The 16,120-nt window shown below is 70.0% G+C and carries 13 protein-coding genes; 4 read left to right on the top strand and 9 right to left on the bottom strand.

What is annotated here, in order from left to right; genetic code table 11:
* Window positions 1-29 precede the first annotated feature (29 nt).
* Together HMPREF3165_RS06420 and HMPREF3165_RS06415 are read left to right on the top strand one after the other, a co-directional pair.
* Window positions 30-1,100, top strand: a complete 1,071-nt coding sequence (locus HMPREF3165_RS06420; RefSeq protein WP_070511661.1) for an ATP-binding cassette domain-containing protein — start codon at window positions 30-32, stop codon at window positions 1,098-1,100.
* Window positions 1,097-1,930, top strand: a complete 834-nt coding sequence (locus HMPREF3165_RS06415) for an ABC transporter permease (protein ID WP_070511626.1) — start codon at window positions 1,097-1,099, stop codon at window positions 1,928-1,930. The genes HMPREF3165_RS06420 and HMPREF3165_RS06415 overlap by 4 nt, the downstream gene beginning before the upstream one ends.
* Window positions 1,931-1,946: 16 nt before the next feature.
* On the opposite strand, the gene HMPREF3165_RS06410 is transcribed toward HMPREF3165_RS06415, so the two are convergent.
* From HMPREF3165_RS06410 to truA, 6 genes are all read right to left on the bottom strand, one after another.
* On the bottom strand, window positions 1,947-5,144 hold the full coding sequence (locus HMPREF3165_RS06410; protein WP_070511625.1) for an AfsR/SARP family transcriptional regulator: 3,198 nt from the start codon (window positions 5,142-5,144) through the stop codon (window positions 1,947-1,949).
* A gap of 97 nt (window positions 5,145-5,241) precedes the next feature.
* Window positions 5,242-5,703: a hypothetical protein gene (locus HMPREF3165_RS06405; RefSeq protein WP_070511624.1), complete on the bottom strand. Its 462-nt coding sequence runs from the start codon at window positions 5,701-5,703 to the stop codon at window positions 5,242-5,244.
* A 608-nt stretch (window positions 5,704-6,311) separates the two neighbouring features.
* Entirely contained in the window at window positions 6,312-7,673 is a 1,362-nt protein-coding gene (gene glmM / locus HMPREF3165_RS06395; RefSeq protein WP_070511616.1) for a phosphoglucosamine mutase, read from the bottom strand.
* 314 nt (window positions 7,674-7,987) lie between these two features.
* Entirely contained in the window at window positions 7,988-8,482 is a 495-nt protein-coding gene (gene rpsI / locus HMPREF3165_RS06390; protein ID WP_003789348.1) for a 30S ribosomal protein S9, read from the bottom strand.
* 43 nt (window positions 8,483-8,525) lie between these two features.
* Window positions 8,526-8,969: a 50S ribosomal protein L13 gene (gene rplM / locus HMPREF3165_RS06385; protein ID WP_003789346.1), complete on the bottom strand. Its 444-nt coding sequence runs from the start codon at window positions 8,967-8,969 to the stop codon at window positions 8,526-8,528.
* Window positions 8,970-9,227: 258 nt separating this feature from the next.
* The gene (gene truA / locus HMPREF3165_RS06380; RefSeq protein ID WP_070511615.1) at window positions 9,228-10,127 is read right to left on the bottom strand and encodes a tRNA pseudouridine(38-40) synthase TruA; all 900 of its coding nucleotides are present in this window, start codon (window positions 10,125-10,127) and stop codon (window positions 9,228-9,230) included.
* A 49-nt stretch (window positions 10,128-10,176) separates the two neighbouring features.
* Between truA and HMPREF3165_RS06375 the strand changes: the two genes are divergently transcribed.
* The gene (locus HMPREF3165_RS06375) at window positions 10,177-10,932 is read left to right on the top strand and encodes an ROK family protein (protein WP_101559485.1); all 756 of its coding nucleotides are present in this window, start codon (window positions 10,177-10,179) and stop codon (window positions 10,930-10,932) included.
* A gap of 127 nt (window positions 10,933-11,059) precedes the next feature.
* On the opposite strand, the gene HMPREF3165_RS06370 is transcribed toward HMPREF3165_RS06375, so the two are convergent.
* Window positions 11,060-11,788 carry an MgtC/SapB family protein gene (locus HMPREF3165_RS06370; RefSeq protein WP_003789333.1) on the bottom strand — a complete coding sequence of 243 codons (729 nt, stop codon included), beginning with the start codon at window positions 11,786-11,788 and terminating at the stop codon, window positions 11,060-11,062.
* Window positions 11,789-11,966: 178 nt separating this feature from the next.
* On the opposite strand from HMPREF3165_RS06370, the gene HMPREF3165_RS06365 reads away from it, so the two are divergent.
* On the top strand, window positions 11,967-13,796 hold the full coding sequence (locus tag HMPREF3165_RS06365; RefSeq protein ID WP_070511613.1) for a tetratricopeptide repeat protein: 1,830 nt from the start codon (window positions 11,967-11,969) through the stop codon (window positions 13,794-13,796).
* A 437-nt stretch (window positions 13,797-14,233) separates the two neighbouring features.
* Here the strand turns inward: HMPREF3165_RS06365 and rplQ are convergent, their stop codons facing one another.
* On the bottom strand, window positions 14,234-14,947 hold the full coding sequence (gene rplQ, locus HMPREF3165_RS06360; protein ID WP_070511610.1) for a 50S ribosomal protein L17, sunset domain variant: 714 nt from the start codon (window positions 14,945-14,947) through the stop codon (window positions 14,234-14,236).
* A 30-nt stretch (window positions 14,948-14,977) separates the two neighbouring features.
* Window positions 14,978-15,979, bottom strand: coding sequence for a DNA-directed RNA polymerase subunit alpha (locus tag HMPREF3165_RS06355; protein ID WP_003789324.1), 1,002 nt, complete (start codon window positions 15,977-15,979; stop codon window positions 14,978-14,980).
* Window positions 15,980-16,120: the final 141 nt, after the last annotated feature.

The following is a 16,120-nucleotide window of genomic DNA, read 5'->3' as shown; positions in this document are numbered from 1 at the left end:
TGAAACCGCTGGGGTCCAGCCTTGGCGGCATGGCAACACGAACAGCAAACGAATCGCTCTCACCGGGCGAGACACCGGCCATCAGGACCGATGGCCTGACCCGCACCTTCGGCTCCTTCACCGCCGTCGACCGCCTGGACCTGGAGATCCCCACCGGCATCGTCTACGGCCTGCTCGGCCCCAACGGTGCCGGCAAGTCGACGGCGCTGCGCATGATGACCACCCTGCTGGCCCCCACCCGGGGCCGGGCGATGGTCCTGGGGCACGACGTCGTCCGCGAGCGCCACGCGGTGCGCGGCCTCATCGGGGTGACGGGACAGTACGCCAGCGTCGATGAGACGCTCACCGGCTCGGAGAACCTGCGCCTCTTCGGGCGCCTGCTGGGCCTTGGCCGGCGTCGGGCGCGGGAGCGGGCCGAGGAGCTGCTGGCCGCCTTCAGCCTGACCGAGGCAGGCGGCAAGCGGGTGAGCGGATACTCCGGTGGGATGCGGCGGCGACTGGACCTGGCGGTCTCACTCATCTCCCGTCCCCCGCTCATCTTCCTCGACGAGCCCACCACTGGTCTGGACCCGCGTACGCGTGAGCAGATGTGGGACGTCATCCGTTCCCTGGTGGAGGGCGGCTCGACGATCCTGCTGACCACTCAGTACCTGGAGGAGGCCGACCGCCTGGCTCACCGGGTCGGCATCATCGATGCCGGATCTCTCATCGCCGAGGGCACCCCCGATGAGCTCAAGGACCGGGTGGGCAGCAGCTCTCTGGTGCTGACGCCGGCGACCCCCGAGGACCAGGCCGCTACCGCTGCCGTCATCGAGCGGGTGACCGGTCACGCCCCGGCGACCGTCGACCAGGGCACCCACCTGCAGGCGCCGCTGAGCGAGGCGTCGGTGGCCACCGAGGTGCTCGTGGCCCTGCGCGACGCCGGCCTGTCCCCCAGAACCGTCTCGGTGGACCGCCCCAGCATGGACTCGGTCTTCATGGCCCTGACCGGGCAACCCACGAAGCACGATGACGCGGCCTCACCCGATGCCGCCGCACCGTCAGCGCCATCACCCGCTTCCTCGTCCTCCCGTCCCGCAGACTCTCAGGAGCAGTCATGACCGTCCCCGCCACCGCGACCGCACCGACCAGTACCTCCCTCTCCCCCGGCGTCTGGCGTTTCAGCGAGGCCCGGCTCGTCCCTGACACCCTGGCCATGGCCTGGCGCTCACTCATCACCATGGTGCGCAACCCCGGGGAGTTCTACGACATCCTCATCCAGCCGGTCATGTTCACCGTCCTGTTCGGCGAGCTCTTCGGCGGCGCCATCGCCGGCGACGTCAAGGCCTACCTGCCCACGATCGTCCCGGGTCTCATCATCATGAATGCCTTGACCACGAGCCAGAGCGTGGGCGTGGACCTGCGCGAGGACATGGACAAGGGCGTCTTCGACCGCTTCCGCACCATGCCGATGTCCCGTATCGCGCCGGTCCTGGGGCCCATGGTCTCCGACGTGCTGCGCTACCTCATCTGCACCTCACTGACCGTACTCACCGGCTACATCCTGGGCTACCGGCCTGCCAACGGCTGGTCGGGGACGATTGGCGCCATCGCCCTGGCGGCGGGCTGCGCCTGGGCCATCGCCTGGATCTTCCTCTTCCTGGGGACGGTGTTCTCCTCGGCCCAGGCGGTGACCTCCTTCACGGTGATCGTCCTGTTCCCGCTGACCTTCCTGTCCAACGCCATGGTGCCCACCTCGACGCTACCGGGCTGGCTCAAGGCCTTCGTGCGCCACAACCCGGTCTCGCACATCGTCGACGGCGGCCGGTACCTGCTGGACGGAACAGCGGGCTCGGCCGGGGACGTGCGGGCCGCGATCATCGGCTCGCTGCTGATCCTGGCCATCATGGCTCCCCTGACGGTCGTGCGCTACCAGCGGCGCAACGCCTGAGCCGCACCTCAGGGACTCAGCCGACCTCGCCCGCCAGACGGCCGGCGAGGTCGGCGGCGTGAGCCACGAGCCCGCCGCGGTCCAGGGACCGGATCCTCTCCTCAGCCTGCGCCAGCGCCCGGGCGTCCAGCCGCTCAGTGCGGCTGCGCAGGTAGTCGTGGGAGAGCAGGCGGCAGGTCTGGTTGGTGCCCACCGCCAGGGCGGTGGCGACCAGCTCGGCCCCTACTGCCCGCCGGTCGGAGCCCGCGTCCTCAGCAGCCACGGCGGACAGGCCGACGGCCGCCGCGAAAGCCATGAGCGTGGGAATGTCACGCTGCAGTGGAGCCGGATCGGAGAGGATCTCGCGCAGCAGGGAGGTGGCTCGGGCACGGACGGCTCGGGCATCAAGCTCGACGGCGTCGTCGGGGCTGAGCTCGACGTCGGTGACCAGGCACATGCTCAGGATGTAGAGCTCCCACTGGGAGCCCGATCCCAGGATGGAGCGCCAGTTCCCGGCGTAGCGCAGGCTCACGCGCTGGATGAGGGCGGCGGTGCGCACGTTCCCGCGGGTGAGCTCCAGCTCGCCGCGCACGGAGCGGGCGATGAAGCGCATGGTTCCCGGCAGGTCGACCGGTTCCAGGCTCTCCAGCAGCCTGCCCGCCGTCTCGGGGCGCGGATCGAGGTACACCGCGCAGTAGGCCCCCTCCATGTGCAGTGTCGTGCGGAAGAACTCGCCCCAGCTGGGCAGGACCCGCTCCAGGAGCACCTGGGCGCGCGAGCAGGCCTCGACGACCTGGCTGTAACGCCCCAGAGACATGAGCACCTGCAGCCGGTGGAGGTGCAGCTCGAGCAGGTGAATGCCGGCCAGGTCATGACCGCGGAGCCGCCCCAGGAGGGCCTCGATGGTCTCCAGGGAGGCCTGAGGATCGCCGTCGTCCTCCTGCTGGGCGGCCAGGCAGCGGGTCGCCGCCCAGGCGACCCAGGGGTCGGCGTCGCCGGTCAGCTCGGGCCACTGCTCGTCGCCCGCACGCAGGAAGCGCCTGACCCGGCTGAACGGTCCCTCACTGTCGAAGGAGGCCGGCAGCAGGGAGCGGACCTGTACGGGCACGTGGCTCAGGAGCCCGAAGAGGGTGACGCACAGGGCCAGGACGCTCAGGCCTGCCTCATTGCCGCATGAGTCCTGGGCGGGTTGGACAGCGGAAGCAATGAGGCGCGCACCGTAGTCGGCGATGCGCTCATAGCTCCAGGTGACGCTCCACAGGCGCATGAGGGCGGCACCGATGAGGCAGATGGCGTCGCGCAGCTCCGCCGGCAGGTGATCCGTGCCGTGGGCGTCGGCCTGTGCCAGGAGTCGGTCGAGCTGTTGAAGGATGACGGCCTCATCGTGGGCGACCTGCCGGAAGAGGCGGTCGTGGCGGCGCGCCTCAGGGTGACGGGCGTCGCCGAAGTCGCCGGCGTCCACGGGAAAACGGATCTGGGAGCACAGGTCCACCGCCCACTGGCGCAGAGCCGCGCGGGCCTCGGCCTCGTCACCGGAGGCGGACAGCTGCGCCAGAGCGAAGTCGCGGACGGTGACGAGCATGTGGAAGCGGGGCAGGCCGTGGTCGCGCACCACGAGCAGGGAGTGGGAGACCAGGGCGTCGAGGAGGTCGGCGGCCTGCGCGCCGATGAGCGCCTCCGCGGGCAGGAGGGTGAAGCCGTCGGCGAGCAGGGCCAGCCGGGCCAGGGCTCGGCGTTCGGCGGCGTCGAGCAGGTTCCAGGACCAGTCGATGACCGCTGTCAGGGTGCGCTGACGGGCGGGGGCGTCACGGGCGGCGGTGAGCAGATCGGGTCTGCCGGGCAGTCGCTCGGCGATCTGGCCGACCGACAGGCTGCGGGTGCGCGCGGCGGCCAGCTCAATGGCCAAGGGGATGCCCTCCAACCGGCTCAGGAGCTCGCCTAAGTCGTCATCGTCGATGACCTGGCCGGGGCGAGCGGCCAGAGCGCGGGCGCGGAAGAGCTCGGCGGAGGAGGTGGCATTGAGGGCCTCGAGGCGGTGGACATGCTCCGCGGCCAGGTCGAGGGGGCGGCGCGAGGTCGCCAGGACGCGCAGGTCGGGACAGGCGACCAGGAGCGGCCCGATGAGGTCGGCCGCCTCGCCGGCCAGGTGCTCGCAGTTGTCCAGCACCAGGACGGTTCCGGGCTGGGAGAGGGCGGCGGCCAGATCGCGGTGCAGGTCACCGTTGACGACTGCGGAGCCTCCGATCGCGTCGAGCACGACCCTGGCCAGATCGGCTCCGGGTGACACCTCGGCGAGGGCGACGACGTAGACGGCGGGGCGGCGGCTGCGGGCCGCCACCACCTGGGCCAGGGTGGTCTTGCCGACCCCGCCGGGGCCGGTGAGCGTCACCAGACGGTGGGTGCTCAGGGCCTTGAGAACACCGGTCACGTCCGCCTCGCGCCCCAGGAAGTGCTCGGGCTCGGGCTGCAGGCCGTGGCGCACAGGGCTCTCGGCGGCCAGGACCGCCTCGTGGGCGGCGCGTGTGGCCGGACCGGGCACGGCTCCCAGCTCACGCAGTCGACGGCGGTAGTGCTCGTAGATCTCCAGGGCCGCAGCCGGTGAGCGCGCCCAGGACTCGGCGCGCATGAGGGCGGCCAGGACGGTCTCGTCGCCGCCGTCGCGCTGGGAGGCCTCACGCAGCAGGTCCACGGCCCGCTCGTGCTCACCGGTGGCCTCCAGGGCGAGCCCCCGGTCGCGGCGGGCCCCCTCGGTCAGGGCTGCAGCCCGCTCTCGCAAGAGGGCCATAGGGGCGGCTCCGGCTCCACCATTGTCATCGGCCTCGTCGGGAACGGGTACCTGGGGCAGTCGGTCGGTGAGATCGAGGACCTGCTCCCACTGGCCGGCGGCGGCGCAGGCTCGGGCGCGCTCCGCCCGATCCGACAGGTCCCGGACATCAGCCTCCGCCTCCGCCAGCTCCAGTCGGTAGCCGTCGCCGCTGCGCTCGACGACGCCCTCCCCCACGACGGCACGCAGCCGGGAGACGACGACGTGCAGGGCCCGCAGCGGCCGGGCCGGGGCGTCGTCGGGCCACAGGGCCTCAATGAGGGCGCCGTCGCTCACCCTGGCGTCCTGGCTGCCGGCGAGCACGGCGAGCAGGTCAAGGCTCCTTCCGCTCAGGGGCCGGCCTTGCCAGGTCGGCGGCTCCGTCAGGAGAGCCAGGCGGTACGGGGAGGTCACGGGTCCATTCTCACCCATCACCCCAAGGTAGCGTTCAGCGGTCGAGGAAAGCCGCGGGGCCGGCCACCGTCATGACGGTACGCCGGCCCCAAGAACCTCAGGTGAGACTCAGGCGCTAGGAAGCAGCGAAGGCTTGAGACGACATGCGCTTGAGCAGGGCAGACACATCCGGGACGTCATCGTGAGGACCATCGTCAGAAAGAGCAAAACGTTGAGCCTTCATCGTATTCATGACAGCACCGATGGACGATGCGTGGCCCTGAGGTCCGGTCCCAAGCGTCACCCCTTCGGCAGCACACCAGCCTTCGGGGGCCCGCTTTGAAGGCATCTCCCACCTGAAAAAGCCGAAGCGCTTGCTGCCCTGGCGATCGGGGAAGAACACGGCGACTATCGTGTCGCCACCGTGGTCGAGGTGATCGGCGATCACGGAGTCGATGGGCTCGGACTCAGGGACCGCAAGGATCCTGGTCTCATTGAGGTAGTGGTTGCGCCTGAACAGCTCCCGCCCCTGAGTCGTACCGAGGAAGAGCCCCACAGCGCGCGCCGCATCACGCCGCGTCGTCTTGGTGTCACTCATCTCTGCCAGCTCCTGAAGTGCTGTTCCATCCAGTCGATTACCTGCTTGTATGACTCGTCGTAAGACGCCCCCAGTATGGCATGGTCGTTCCTCCCCAGTACTTGGATGGGACGGGTTTCACGGTCGCGGTCCCGATGGTACTGGTGAGAGTGGATGCAACCATGACGCGTGTCGATCCGAAACACGGGCTGCCAGCCGTCATCCAGGCTGGATCGCCACTCATGCTGGAGCGCATAGTCGACCACGCGCCCCCTGTAGGTCCTCAACCGTATGACTATCCGGTGGCGCCCTGGCCCGGAGATCGGGCCGACATCGATTGGGTAGGTCTCGTCCTCACATACGTGGATCGGCGGAGGACGGTATCCGCCGTCGGGCAGGTCCATGCTCGCTCCGCTCGATTTGTTAGACGCTGTATCCCAACGGTTATATCAGAAGTAGATCGGCAATAACATTGGGGCTGAGGCATAGACGTCACCCACTACACGGCCACGCCGTGCACCTGCAGTCCCAGAACCTTCAATGGCCTGTGCCCCGCCCATAGGTTCTGGGCGGGGCACATAGATCGGGCATGATGCCTTTTGAAGGCAGGGGAGGAAACCGCCGTCAGCTCACAGGCTGAGGTTGTTCTTGACGGTGTCGGCCAGGGAGCGGGCGACGCGGTCGGCCTCCTCCTGGGTGGCGGCCTCGACCATGACGCGCACGAGCGGCTCGGTGCCCGAGGGGCGCAGCAGGACCCGGCCGGTCTCGCCCAGGTCCTTCTCCGCGGAGGCCACGGCGTCCTGCACGGCCTTGTTGGTGCTGGCGGCGCCCTTGTCGACATTCTTGACGTTGATGAGGGTCTGGGGCAGGCGGGTGACGACGCTGGCGAGCTCGGCCAGCGTCTTGCCGGTGCGCTTGACGCGCGCGGCCACGTGCAGGGAGGTGAGCACGCCGTCACCGGTGGTGGCGTGGACGGTGTCGATGACGTGCCCGGACTGCTCGCCGCCCAGGGTGTAGCCACCCTGGAGCATCCGCTCGAGCACGTAGCGGTCGCCCACGCCGGTCTGGACGGTGCGGATGCCGTGCTCACGCATGGCCAGGATGAGGCCGAGGTTGCTCATGACGGTCACGACGAGCGTGTCGGAGCCGAGAGTGCCGTCGGCCTTCATGCCGATGGCGAGCATGCCCATGATCTGGTCACCGTCGACGAGCTGGCCGTCGGCGTCCACGGCCAGGCAGCGGTCGGCGTCGCCGTCGTAGGCCACCCCCATGTCCGCCCCGACCGCCGTGACGTAGTTCTGCAGCTGCTCGGGGTGGGTGGAGCCGCAGTTGTCGTTGATGTTGAGGCCGTCCGGGGAGGCGTTGATGACGATGACCTCGGCGCCGGCGGCCCGCAGCGCGGCCGGGCCGACGACGGAGGCGGCGCCGTTGGAGGCGTCGACGACGATGCGCAGACCGGACAGGTCAGTGGCGACGGAGTCGACGAGGTGGTTGATGTAGTTCTGATCCGCGACGGTCTCCCCCTTGATGACGCGGCCGACGTCGGCGCCGGTGGGGCGGTCGTTGACCTTGCCCAGGATGGCCTCGATCTCGTCCTCGACGGCGTCGGCGAGCTTGTAGCCGCCACGGGCGATGAACTTGATGCCGTTGTCCGGGAAGGGGTTGTGGGAGGCGGAGATCATGACGCCCAGCTCGATGTCCTGGGTGGCCGTCAGGTGGGCGATCGCCGGGGTGGGTAGGACGCCCACGCGGGTGACGTCGATGCCGGAGGAGGCCAGGCCCGCGCTGATGGCGTGGTCGAGGAACTCTCCGGAGGCGCGGGTGTCGCGGCCCACGATCGCGCGGGGGCGGCCGCTGCGTGAGCTCCGTGCGGCGGACGTGTCCTTGGTCAGAACGCGGGCCGCGGCCTCACCGAGCTGTACGGCCAGGGTGGGCGTGAGCAGGTCGTTGGCCAGGCCGCGTACGCCGTCGGTTCCGAAGAGACGAGCCATGGAAATCCTCCTGAAGGGTGACGAAACAGCACCATCCTGCCACGGGGCGCCGAACATCGGGGCCCAACCTTCGGCCAGCGCACAAGGTCTGATGTCCTGCGCCAACCCCGGCCCGGCGGCTCGCGCCCGAGATCGCGCCCCTCACCGCCGCGCCTCGGACGTCTGTCGGCCGCATATCGGCTTTGGCGCCGCCGCCCGGGAGGCTCCCCACCACCCCTGACACATGACGACGACGGCCGCCCCAGGAAGGGGACGACCGCCGTCGTAGGTAAGCGGAGGGAAGGCCCGGCCGGCTCGGCCAGGACCTGACCCGATCAGCGCTTGGAGTACTGAGGGGCGCGGCGGGCCTTGTGCAGACCGGCCTTCTTGCGCTCCACGATGCGCGAGTCGCGAGTGAGGAAACCGGCCTTCTTCAGGGTGGCGCGGTTGGCCTCACGGTCGATCTCGTTGAGCGCGCGGGCGATGCCCAGGCGCAGGGCGCCGGCCTGGCCGGAGACGCCACCGCCGTTGATGCGGGCGACGACGTCGAAGCGGCCCTCGAGGTCCAGGATGGTGAAGGGGGCGCGCACGAGCTGCTGGTGCAGCTTGTTGGGGAAGTAGTCCTCCAGGGAGCGGCCGTTGAGCGTCCACTGGCCGGTGCCGGGAACGAGGCGCACGCGAGCGACGGCCTCCTTGCGGCGACCCAGGCCGGAGCCGGGGGCGGTGATGGACTGGCCGCGACCCGGAGCGGACTCCTCGGTCTCGGTGGTGTAGCTGGAGGGGGCGTTCTCCTCGTCCAGCGCGTCAATGTCGACAGTGGTCTCAGCCACGATATGTCCTTTGCTTGTCGCGGGGTGCCGAGCGCTGGAGCGCTTACTGGGCGACCTGGGTGATTTCGAACGTCTTCGGGCTCTGGGAGGCGTGCGGGTGCTCGGCACCTGCGTAGACCTTGAGCTTCTTGAGCTGGGCGCGACCGAGCTTGGTGTGGGGAACCATGCCCTTGATGGCCTTCTCGACGGCGCGCTCAGGGCGGGTGGCCAGCAGCTCGCGGTAGGAGACGGCGGTCAGGCCACCCGGGTGGCCGGAGTGGCGGTAGGCGAACTTCTTGTCAGCCTTGCCGTTGGTGAGAGCCACCTTGTCGGCATTGATGATGACGACGTAGTCGCCACAGTCCTCGTTGGGGGCGAACTGGGGCTTGTGCTTCCCACGGAGCAGGGTGGCGGCCTGGGCCGCGAGTCGACCCAGGACGACGTCGGTGGCGTCGATGACGTACCAGTTCTTCTCGACGTCGCCGGGCTTCGGTGTGTACGTGCGCACGGGCGTTGCCTTCGTTTCTCTTGGCGAGTGGGCACGCCGAAGCGCGGTGAAGCGTTCGCGGTTCGGCGAGACCACCATGGTCAGGTGAGTGGTCGGAGCACAGGCGATCCGGGGCGAGTGGGACGGCACCGCGGACACGCACACGTGTGCTGCACGACGATTGCCAACAGTACCGGGCGCCCCGCGGAAGGGTCAAAAGGTGCGGCTTCCCAGTTCCGTGAATCGCACCACGCGGCCAGGCGAGCCCCTGACCGCCGATCAGCAGCTCAGACGCCGGGTGGTGCGGGCGCGCTCGGCCTGGGCGGCGAGCTCATCATCGGCCGGGTAGGTGACCTCCTCCAGGGTCAGCCCGTGCGGCGGGGCGACGGGGGCGGCGCCCTGCCGTGTGCGGGCGTCCAGGAGCTCGCGCGGCCAGGTGACCGGCTTGCGTCCCTGCCCGACGGCCAGGCCCGCCCCCACCAGGGAGCGGACCATGGAGTGGCAGAAGGCGTCGGCGATGACACTCAGGGTCACGAGCCCGGCGTCCGGCCCCGAGTCCGGCCCGGCCTCGGCCCGGCGCCACTGCAGGGTGCGCAGGGTGCGGATGGTCGTGGCACCCTCGCGGGGCTTGCAGTAGGACAGGAAGTCGTGCTCGCCGAGCAGGGCGCGGGCAGAGGCGTCCATGGCCTCGACGTCGAGCACATCGGGCAGCCATAGGACGGTGGCGCGCCGGGCGGGGTCGCGCGGGGCGGCGGCGTCGGCGATCCGGTAGGTGTAGCGGCGGCTCAGGGCGCCGAAGCGGGCGTCGAAGGCCTCCGGCACGGTGCGCGCCCCGGTGATGACGACGTCGCCGGCCCCGCGCGGCGTGCGCGCCAGGCTCTCCTGGGCCTCACGGGCCAGGACGCCCGCCACCCGGGTGAGCAGGGCGGTCTCGGGGAGGCGCTCGGAGCGTCCGGGCAGTGCGGCCCAGGCCTCGGGGCTCACGTCGAGGTGGGCCACCTGGGCGGCGGCGTGGACGCCGGCGTCGGTGCGTCCGGCCACGGTGAGGCGGACGGGCTCACGCAGCACGGTGGCCAGGGCGGAGGTGAGGACCCCCTCGACGGTGCGCAGCCCGGGCTGGGCGGCCCACCCGGAGAAGAAGGTGCCGTCGTAGGCCAGGTCGAGGCGGATGCGTGGCATGCCCACATTGAAACCGCACCGGCTTCGCGCTTCCACTAGGCTCGCGGCCGTGAGCACAACGACTCTGTCCGTGGACTGCGGAGGCGGCGGCATCAAGGCCTCGGTGCTGGACTGCGAGGGCAACATCATCTCCCGCGCCGTGCGCACCCCGACCCCCTACCCGCTGCCGCCGGAGAAGCTGGTGGAGACCATCGCCTCGCTGGCCTCCCAGCTGCCGGGCGCGGACCGGGTGACAGTGGGGATGCCGGGCATGATCCGCCACGGGGTCGTCGTCGCCACGCCGCACTACATCACCAAGGACGGCCCGCGCTCCAGGGTGCTGCCCGACCTGGTGGAGGCCTGGGGCCGCTTCGACATGGGCACCGCCGTCTCCAGGGCCCTGGGAATCCCCTCCCTGGTCCTCAACGACGCCGAGGTCGCCGGGGCCGGTGTCGTCACGGGCCACGGCCTGGAGATGATCGTGACCCTGGGCACGGGCCTGGGCAACGCCGTTTTCGACAACGGGGTCCTGGCCCCGCACGTGGAGGTCTCCCAGGGGCCGGTGCGCTGGGGACTGACGTACGACGACTACATCGGCGAGCACGAGCGCCTGCGCCTGGGCGACGCGCACTGGTCGCGCCGAGTGCGCCGCGTCGTCGACGCCCTGCGCCCCATGTACCTGTGGGACCGCCTCTACCTGGGCGGCGGCAACTCGCGGCGGATCACGGCGGCCCAGCTCGCCAAGATCGGCGACGACGTCGTCGTGGTCCCCAACGAGGCCGGCATGACCGGGGGCGCCCGCTGCTGGGACATGGCCCGCCCCTAATTCCCGTTACTCCGTATTCCGGACACCGCCGCAGCCCTTCCCTGGAGCGGGTTCAGCTCATCCGAGATCTGCTCGGCGTGGTGCGGTGGGCCGCGTCGAGGCACCCGGCCGCTCCAACCCGGCGGGCTCAGTCGAGCCGGCCTCCCTCGAGGCACTCGACGCCGTCGACGCCGTCGAGTCCGGAGAGTGCCTCGATGAGGTTGACGGCGGGGCGCTGCCCGTGGAAGCGCATGACGGCGTTCATGGTGCGCCCGTGCTCGCCGCGGGTCACCTCGGTCTCCTCCAAGGTGGCGGTGAAGCCCGATGCGGTGGCGACCTGGAGGATCTCGGGCATGACGGCGCTGCCGATCTCGTAGTCGATGCGCACGGTCACCTCGCCGCGGCGGCGCTGCAGGCGCGAGGTGAGAGGGCCCAGGAACAGGACGACGATGTAGTCCAGCGCGACCGCCGTGGCCGCCAGGGGGATCATGCCCGCCCCGCAGGCCATGCCGATGGCGGCACTGAGCCAGACGGTCGCGGCGGTGGTCAGACCCCGGACGGTGTCGTTGTTGACGAAGATGACCCCGGCACCCAGGAAGCCGATACCGGAGACGATCTGCGCGGCCACACGGCTGGGGTCCACCGCGACATCCGAGCCGGTGATCGGGGCGAAGCCGTAGGCGGACACCAGGGTGAACAGGCACGAGCCCAGTCCCACCAGGACGTGCGTCTTGACGCCGGCGTCCTTGTGGCGCAGGTGGCGCTCGGCGCCCAGCGTCAGGCACAGGACGAAGGTGGCGAGCATCGCGACGACCTGGACCCCCACGTGGTTCAGGCTGAACAGCGTGTCCACACCGACTCCCTTCCGTGTCGTCACCGTGCCTGTCCTGCCGGCCGCCGCCGGCCACCTGCCGGCCTGCTGCCAGCACTGCGCCGATTCTAAAGGAGCCCCTGGCCGGGCGCGCCTTTGGTGATGTCTCCCCATCGCGGCGGCGCTCAGGCACCGTTTAGCGTGAGCTCACCATCTTCCCCCCTGTTCCTGAGGCTTGTCAGACGTGTTGCTCTCCCCCTGCGCCGCCCCTGAGGGGGCTGCTCGCGCCGGTCGGCTGCTGGAGCTCAGTGAGCGCTTGGCAGAGTCGGGCCGTCGGGGAGAGGCACTGGATGCCGCACGGGAGGCCTGCCAGGTTCTCCGGGACCTGGCCCGGCTCGATTCAGGCACGTACCTGCCAGATCTCGCCGAGGGGCTGTCCGTCATGGCGGACCGTCTGCGCGAGGCCCGCCGCATGCGTGAGGGAGTTGCGGCCTCGCAGGAGACGGTCCGGATCCGACGGCGCCTGACCCGATACGACTACGACGCCCACGCCTCCGGCCTGGCGCAGGCTCTGTGCCGTCTCGCCGTCGACCTGAGCGCTTCCGGCGAGCTGCGTGACGCCCTGGCCAGCGCTCAGGAGTCCGTGGACCTCTACCGGGGCCTGCGCCGGGATGATCCCTTCGACGACGAGACCGGGTTGGCTCAGGCACTGGTCACACTCGCCTGCTGCCTGAGTGAGTCCGGTCGGCCCAGCGCCGCCTTCGTCACCGCCCAGCAGGCCCTCACCGTCCGACGGCGTCTGGTCCGGGCTGATCCGGATGTGCACACGCGCCGACTCGCGGCGGACCTGGCCCGTCTGGCTCCCAGACTGCGCACGGTGGGATATGTCGATGAGGCCCTCGAGCTGGCCCAGGAGGCCGTGGGTCTCTACCGCCGCCTCGATGAGGAGGAGATCGGTTCCTGCACCGGCGATCTTGCCGGTGCCCTGGAGGTGCTGGCCGCCTGTAGGGCCGCCGTCGGGCGTCGAACCAAGGCCCTGGAGGCGGCCGAGGAGGCCGCTGCACTCTACCGGGGACTGGCCCGCCGCACGCCGACGCTCTACTCGCCGAAGGCCGCCCACACTCTGGCGATACTGGCTCGGCGCCTGAGTGACGTAGGTCGGCACCGCGAAGCACTCGCCGCGGGCGAGGAGGCAGTTCACCTCGCTCGTGCTCTGGCCCACAGCGCCCCCGACAGCCACCTGCCTGACCTGGCCGGCGCCCTCACGGTCCAGGCCGCCTGCCTACGTGACGGCGGCAGCCTGAACCTCGCTCTGGCTTCGGCGCGGGAGGCGGTCAGCATTCGACGCGCCCTGGAGCACAGCCGCCCCAGCACTGAGACCCCAGCCCTGGCTGAGTCCCTGTACGTCCTCGCCGTCTACCTGTACACGGCCGGGCAGCTGCAGGAGTCCTTCGCGATGGCCTGGGAGGCCATCGACATCTACCGGCAGCTGGTCCGTACCAACCCTGCCCCTCATACCGCCGACCTGGCTCGGGCGCTCAACATCCTCACCTTGAACCTCAGCCGGGCCGGGCGTGCGCACGAGGCCCTGGCTGCGGTGCAGGAGGCGGTCACCTTCTACCGGAGCCTGGCCCAGATCGATCCGACCGCCTACAAGCCGGACCTGGCGGCATGCCTGCACAACCTGGCCACGTGCCTGGGTGACGTCGGGGACCGCTCTGCCGCGCTCGCCGCGATCCGAGAGACGGCGGAGATCCGTCGGGAGCTGGCAGTGCGCGACCCAGCGACGCACGCCCCGGCGCTGGCACCGTGCCTGCACCGACTCACCAAGCGCCTGGCCGAGGCCGGTCACCGAGGCGAGGCCCTGGAGACCGCACGGGAGGCGGTCGCCGCCTACCGGAGCCTGGCCCGCAGGCGCCCAGAGGACTTCGGCCAAGGGCTAGCCGGCGCGCTGGGGACCTATGCGTCAGTCCTTGAGTGGGCGGGCAGGGAGGCCGACGCCGCCCGCATCCGCCAGGAGAGCGAGGCCATGACAGAGGAGAAGGCCTTGGAGGACTCCATCAGGGGATTCTGAGGGGCGGCGCCGGCCCGGCGGCGCTGGCGCACGTGGTGGACTCGAAGCCGGGCGGATCGGGAACTGCGATCTGCGCCCAGAACGTACTTTTCCCCCACACGACTGGGGCCCGTCCCCAGTGATCTGGAGGACATCGCAGTTCTCGTCGAAGAAGAACGTCCCCGATCGCGATGTCCGACGCACACGGTCCCGATCTACCGGCCTGCCCTGATCTTCCCGCCTGCCTCATCAGCCCCGCCCTATCGCGGGATACCTGGTGGTCATCGTGTACTACTGCGGGGAGTCAACACGAGCAGGCCGCTTTCTCCTCTGGTGCGTGGCGGGCCCCGGCCAGTACCGATGCCATCGGCCACCATCTTCCGACACACACAGGGAGGGCCGGTCACCATCAGGTGACCGGCCCTCCCGGAGTTCTCGCTCAGAGCGTCAGCTCTGGCTCACTTCTCGACCTTCTGGGCAGCGGCGCCGCCGGCGGGGGCGAAGCCCGCGGCCTCGGCGTCCTCGGCGCTGGCGAACCAGACCTCGGCGACCGTGGCGTCGTACCAGCGCGAGCCGGGAACGTGGTACTTCATGGAGTCCTCGTTGCCCTTGACCAGGTGGTCGTCGTCAGGAGCGTCGGTGGCGCCCTCCTCGAGGCGGACCGCGCCGGCGTACTCGGCCTTGTCAGCCTTGTCAGCCTTCTCAGCCTTCTCGGTCGTAGCCTTCTTCTCGGCCTTGTCCTCGTCGGCGACGGCCTTCTGGGCGGCCTTCTTGGCGGTGGCGACCGCGTCCTCCACGATCTCCTTGCGGGCAACCGGCTCCAGCACCAGGGAGATGACCGCCATGGGGGCGTTGTCGCCCTTGCGGGGGGTCGTCTTGATGATGCGGGTGTAACCGCCCTCGCGGCCCTCGAACTTGGGAGCGAGCTCCTCGAAGAGGCGGTAGACGGCGTACTTGTCCGTCACCTTCTTCAGCACGGTGCGGCGGGCGTGCAGGTCACCGCGCTTGCCCTTGGTGATGAGCTTCTCGACGTAGGGACGCAGGCGACGAGCGCGAGCCTCCGTGGTCTTGATCGACTCGTGAACGATGAGCTGCGTGGCCAGGTTGGCGAGCAGGTGACGCTCGTGCTGGGCGCTGCCGCCCAGACGGGGACCCTTAGTGGGGCGAGGCATGGTTGTCTCCTAGGTAAATAACGAGCCGGCTCAGGCCTGGGTCTCGTCGCTGAACGTGGGGTTGGCGTAGTCGTCGTCCGAGACGTAGTCGACCGGGGAGCCCTTGAGGGAGAGCCCCAGCTCGGCCAGCTTGTCCTTGATCTCGGAGATGGACTTGGCGCCGAAGTTACGGATGTCGAGCAGGTCGGCCTCGCTGCGCGAGACGAGCTCGCCGACGGTGTGGATGCCCTCGCGCTTGAGGGCGTTGGAGGAGCGGGCCTGCAGGTCGAGCTCGTCGATCATGAGGGCCAGGTCCTGCTGGAAGGCCTCGTCGATCGGCGAGGGGCCGACCTCGATACCCTCGGCCTCGACGTTGAGCTCACGGGCCAGGCCGAAGAGCTCCACGAGCGTCTTACCGGCGGAGGCCAGGGCGTCACGCGGGGTGATGGAGGACTTGGTCTCGACGTCGACGATGAGACGGTCGAAGTCGGTGCGCTGCTCCACACGGGTGGCCTCGACGGAGTAGGAGACCTTCTTGACCGGCGAGTAGATCGAGTCCACCGGGATGCGGGAGATCTCCGCGTTGGGGTCCTTGTTCTGGTTGGCGGAGACGTAGCCGCGGCCGCGCTCGACCGTCAGCTCGATCTCCAGCTTGCCCTTCTCGTTGAGAGTGGCGATGACCAGATCGGGGTTGTGGATCTCGACGCCGGCCGGCGGGGTGATGTCACCGGCGGTGACCTCGCTCGGACCGGACTTGCGCAGATACATGACGACCGGCTCGTCGTTCTCCGAGGACAGGACGATCTCCTTGATGTTGAGGATGATCTGGGCGACATCCTCCTTGACCCCGGGGATCGTGCGGAACTCGTGGGGCACCCCGTCGATGCGAACGCTGGTCACGGCCGCCCCCGGGATGGAGGACAGCAGCGTGCGGCGCAGGGAGTTGCCGAGCGTGTAGCCGAAGCCGGGCTCGAGGGGCTCGAGCACGAAGCGCGAGCGGCGGTCCTCGACCACGACCTCCTCGGTGAGCGTGGGTCGCTGTGCAATGAGCACGTGGTTTCCTTTCGTCGCGGCGCCCGCTATATGACGCCGTTCCTCATGGGTGGAGCAGCCGGCCCGACCGGGCCGGCCCTACTCCGCGTCCCGCCGTGGGGGCGGAACGTGGTGAGACGACGACGCAGCAACCGGCTGCGC

Source organism: Actinomyces sp. HMSC08A09 (genome assembly GCF_001807465.1).
Taxonomy (GTDB): domain Bacteria; phylum Actinomycetota; class Actinomycetes; order Actinomycetales; family Actinomycetaceae; genus Actinomyces; species Actinomyces oris.
The sequence above is the reverse complement of the archived record's forward strand: the minus strand, read 5'-3'. Positions and strand labels throughout refer to the sequence as shown.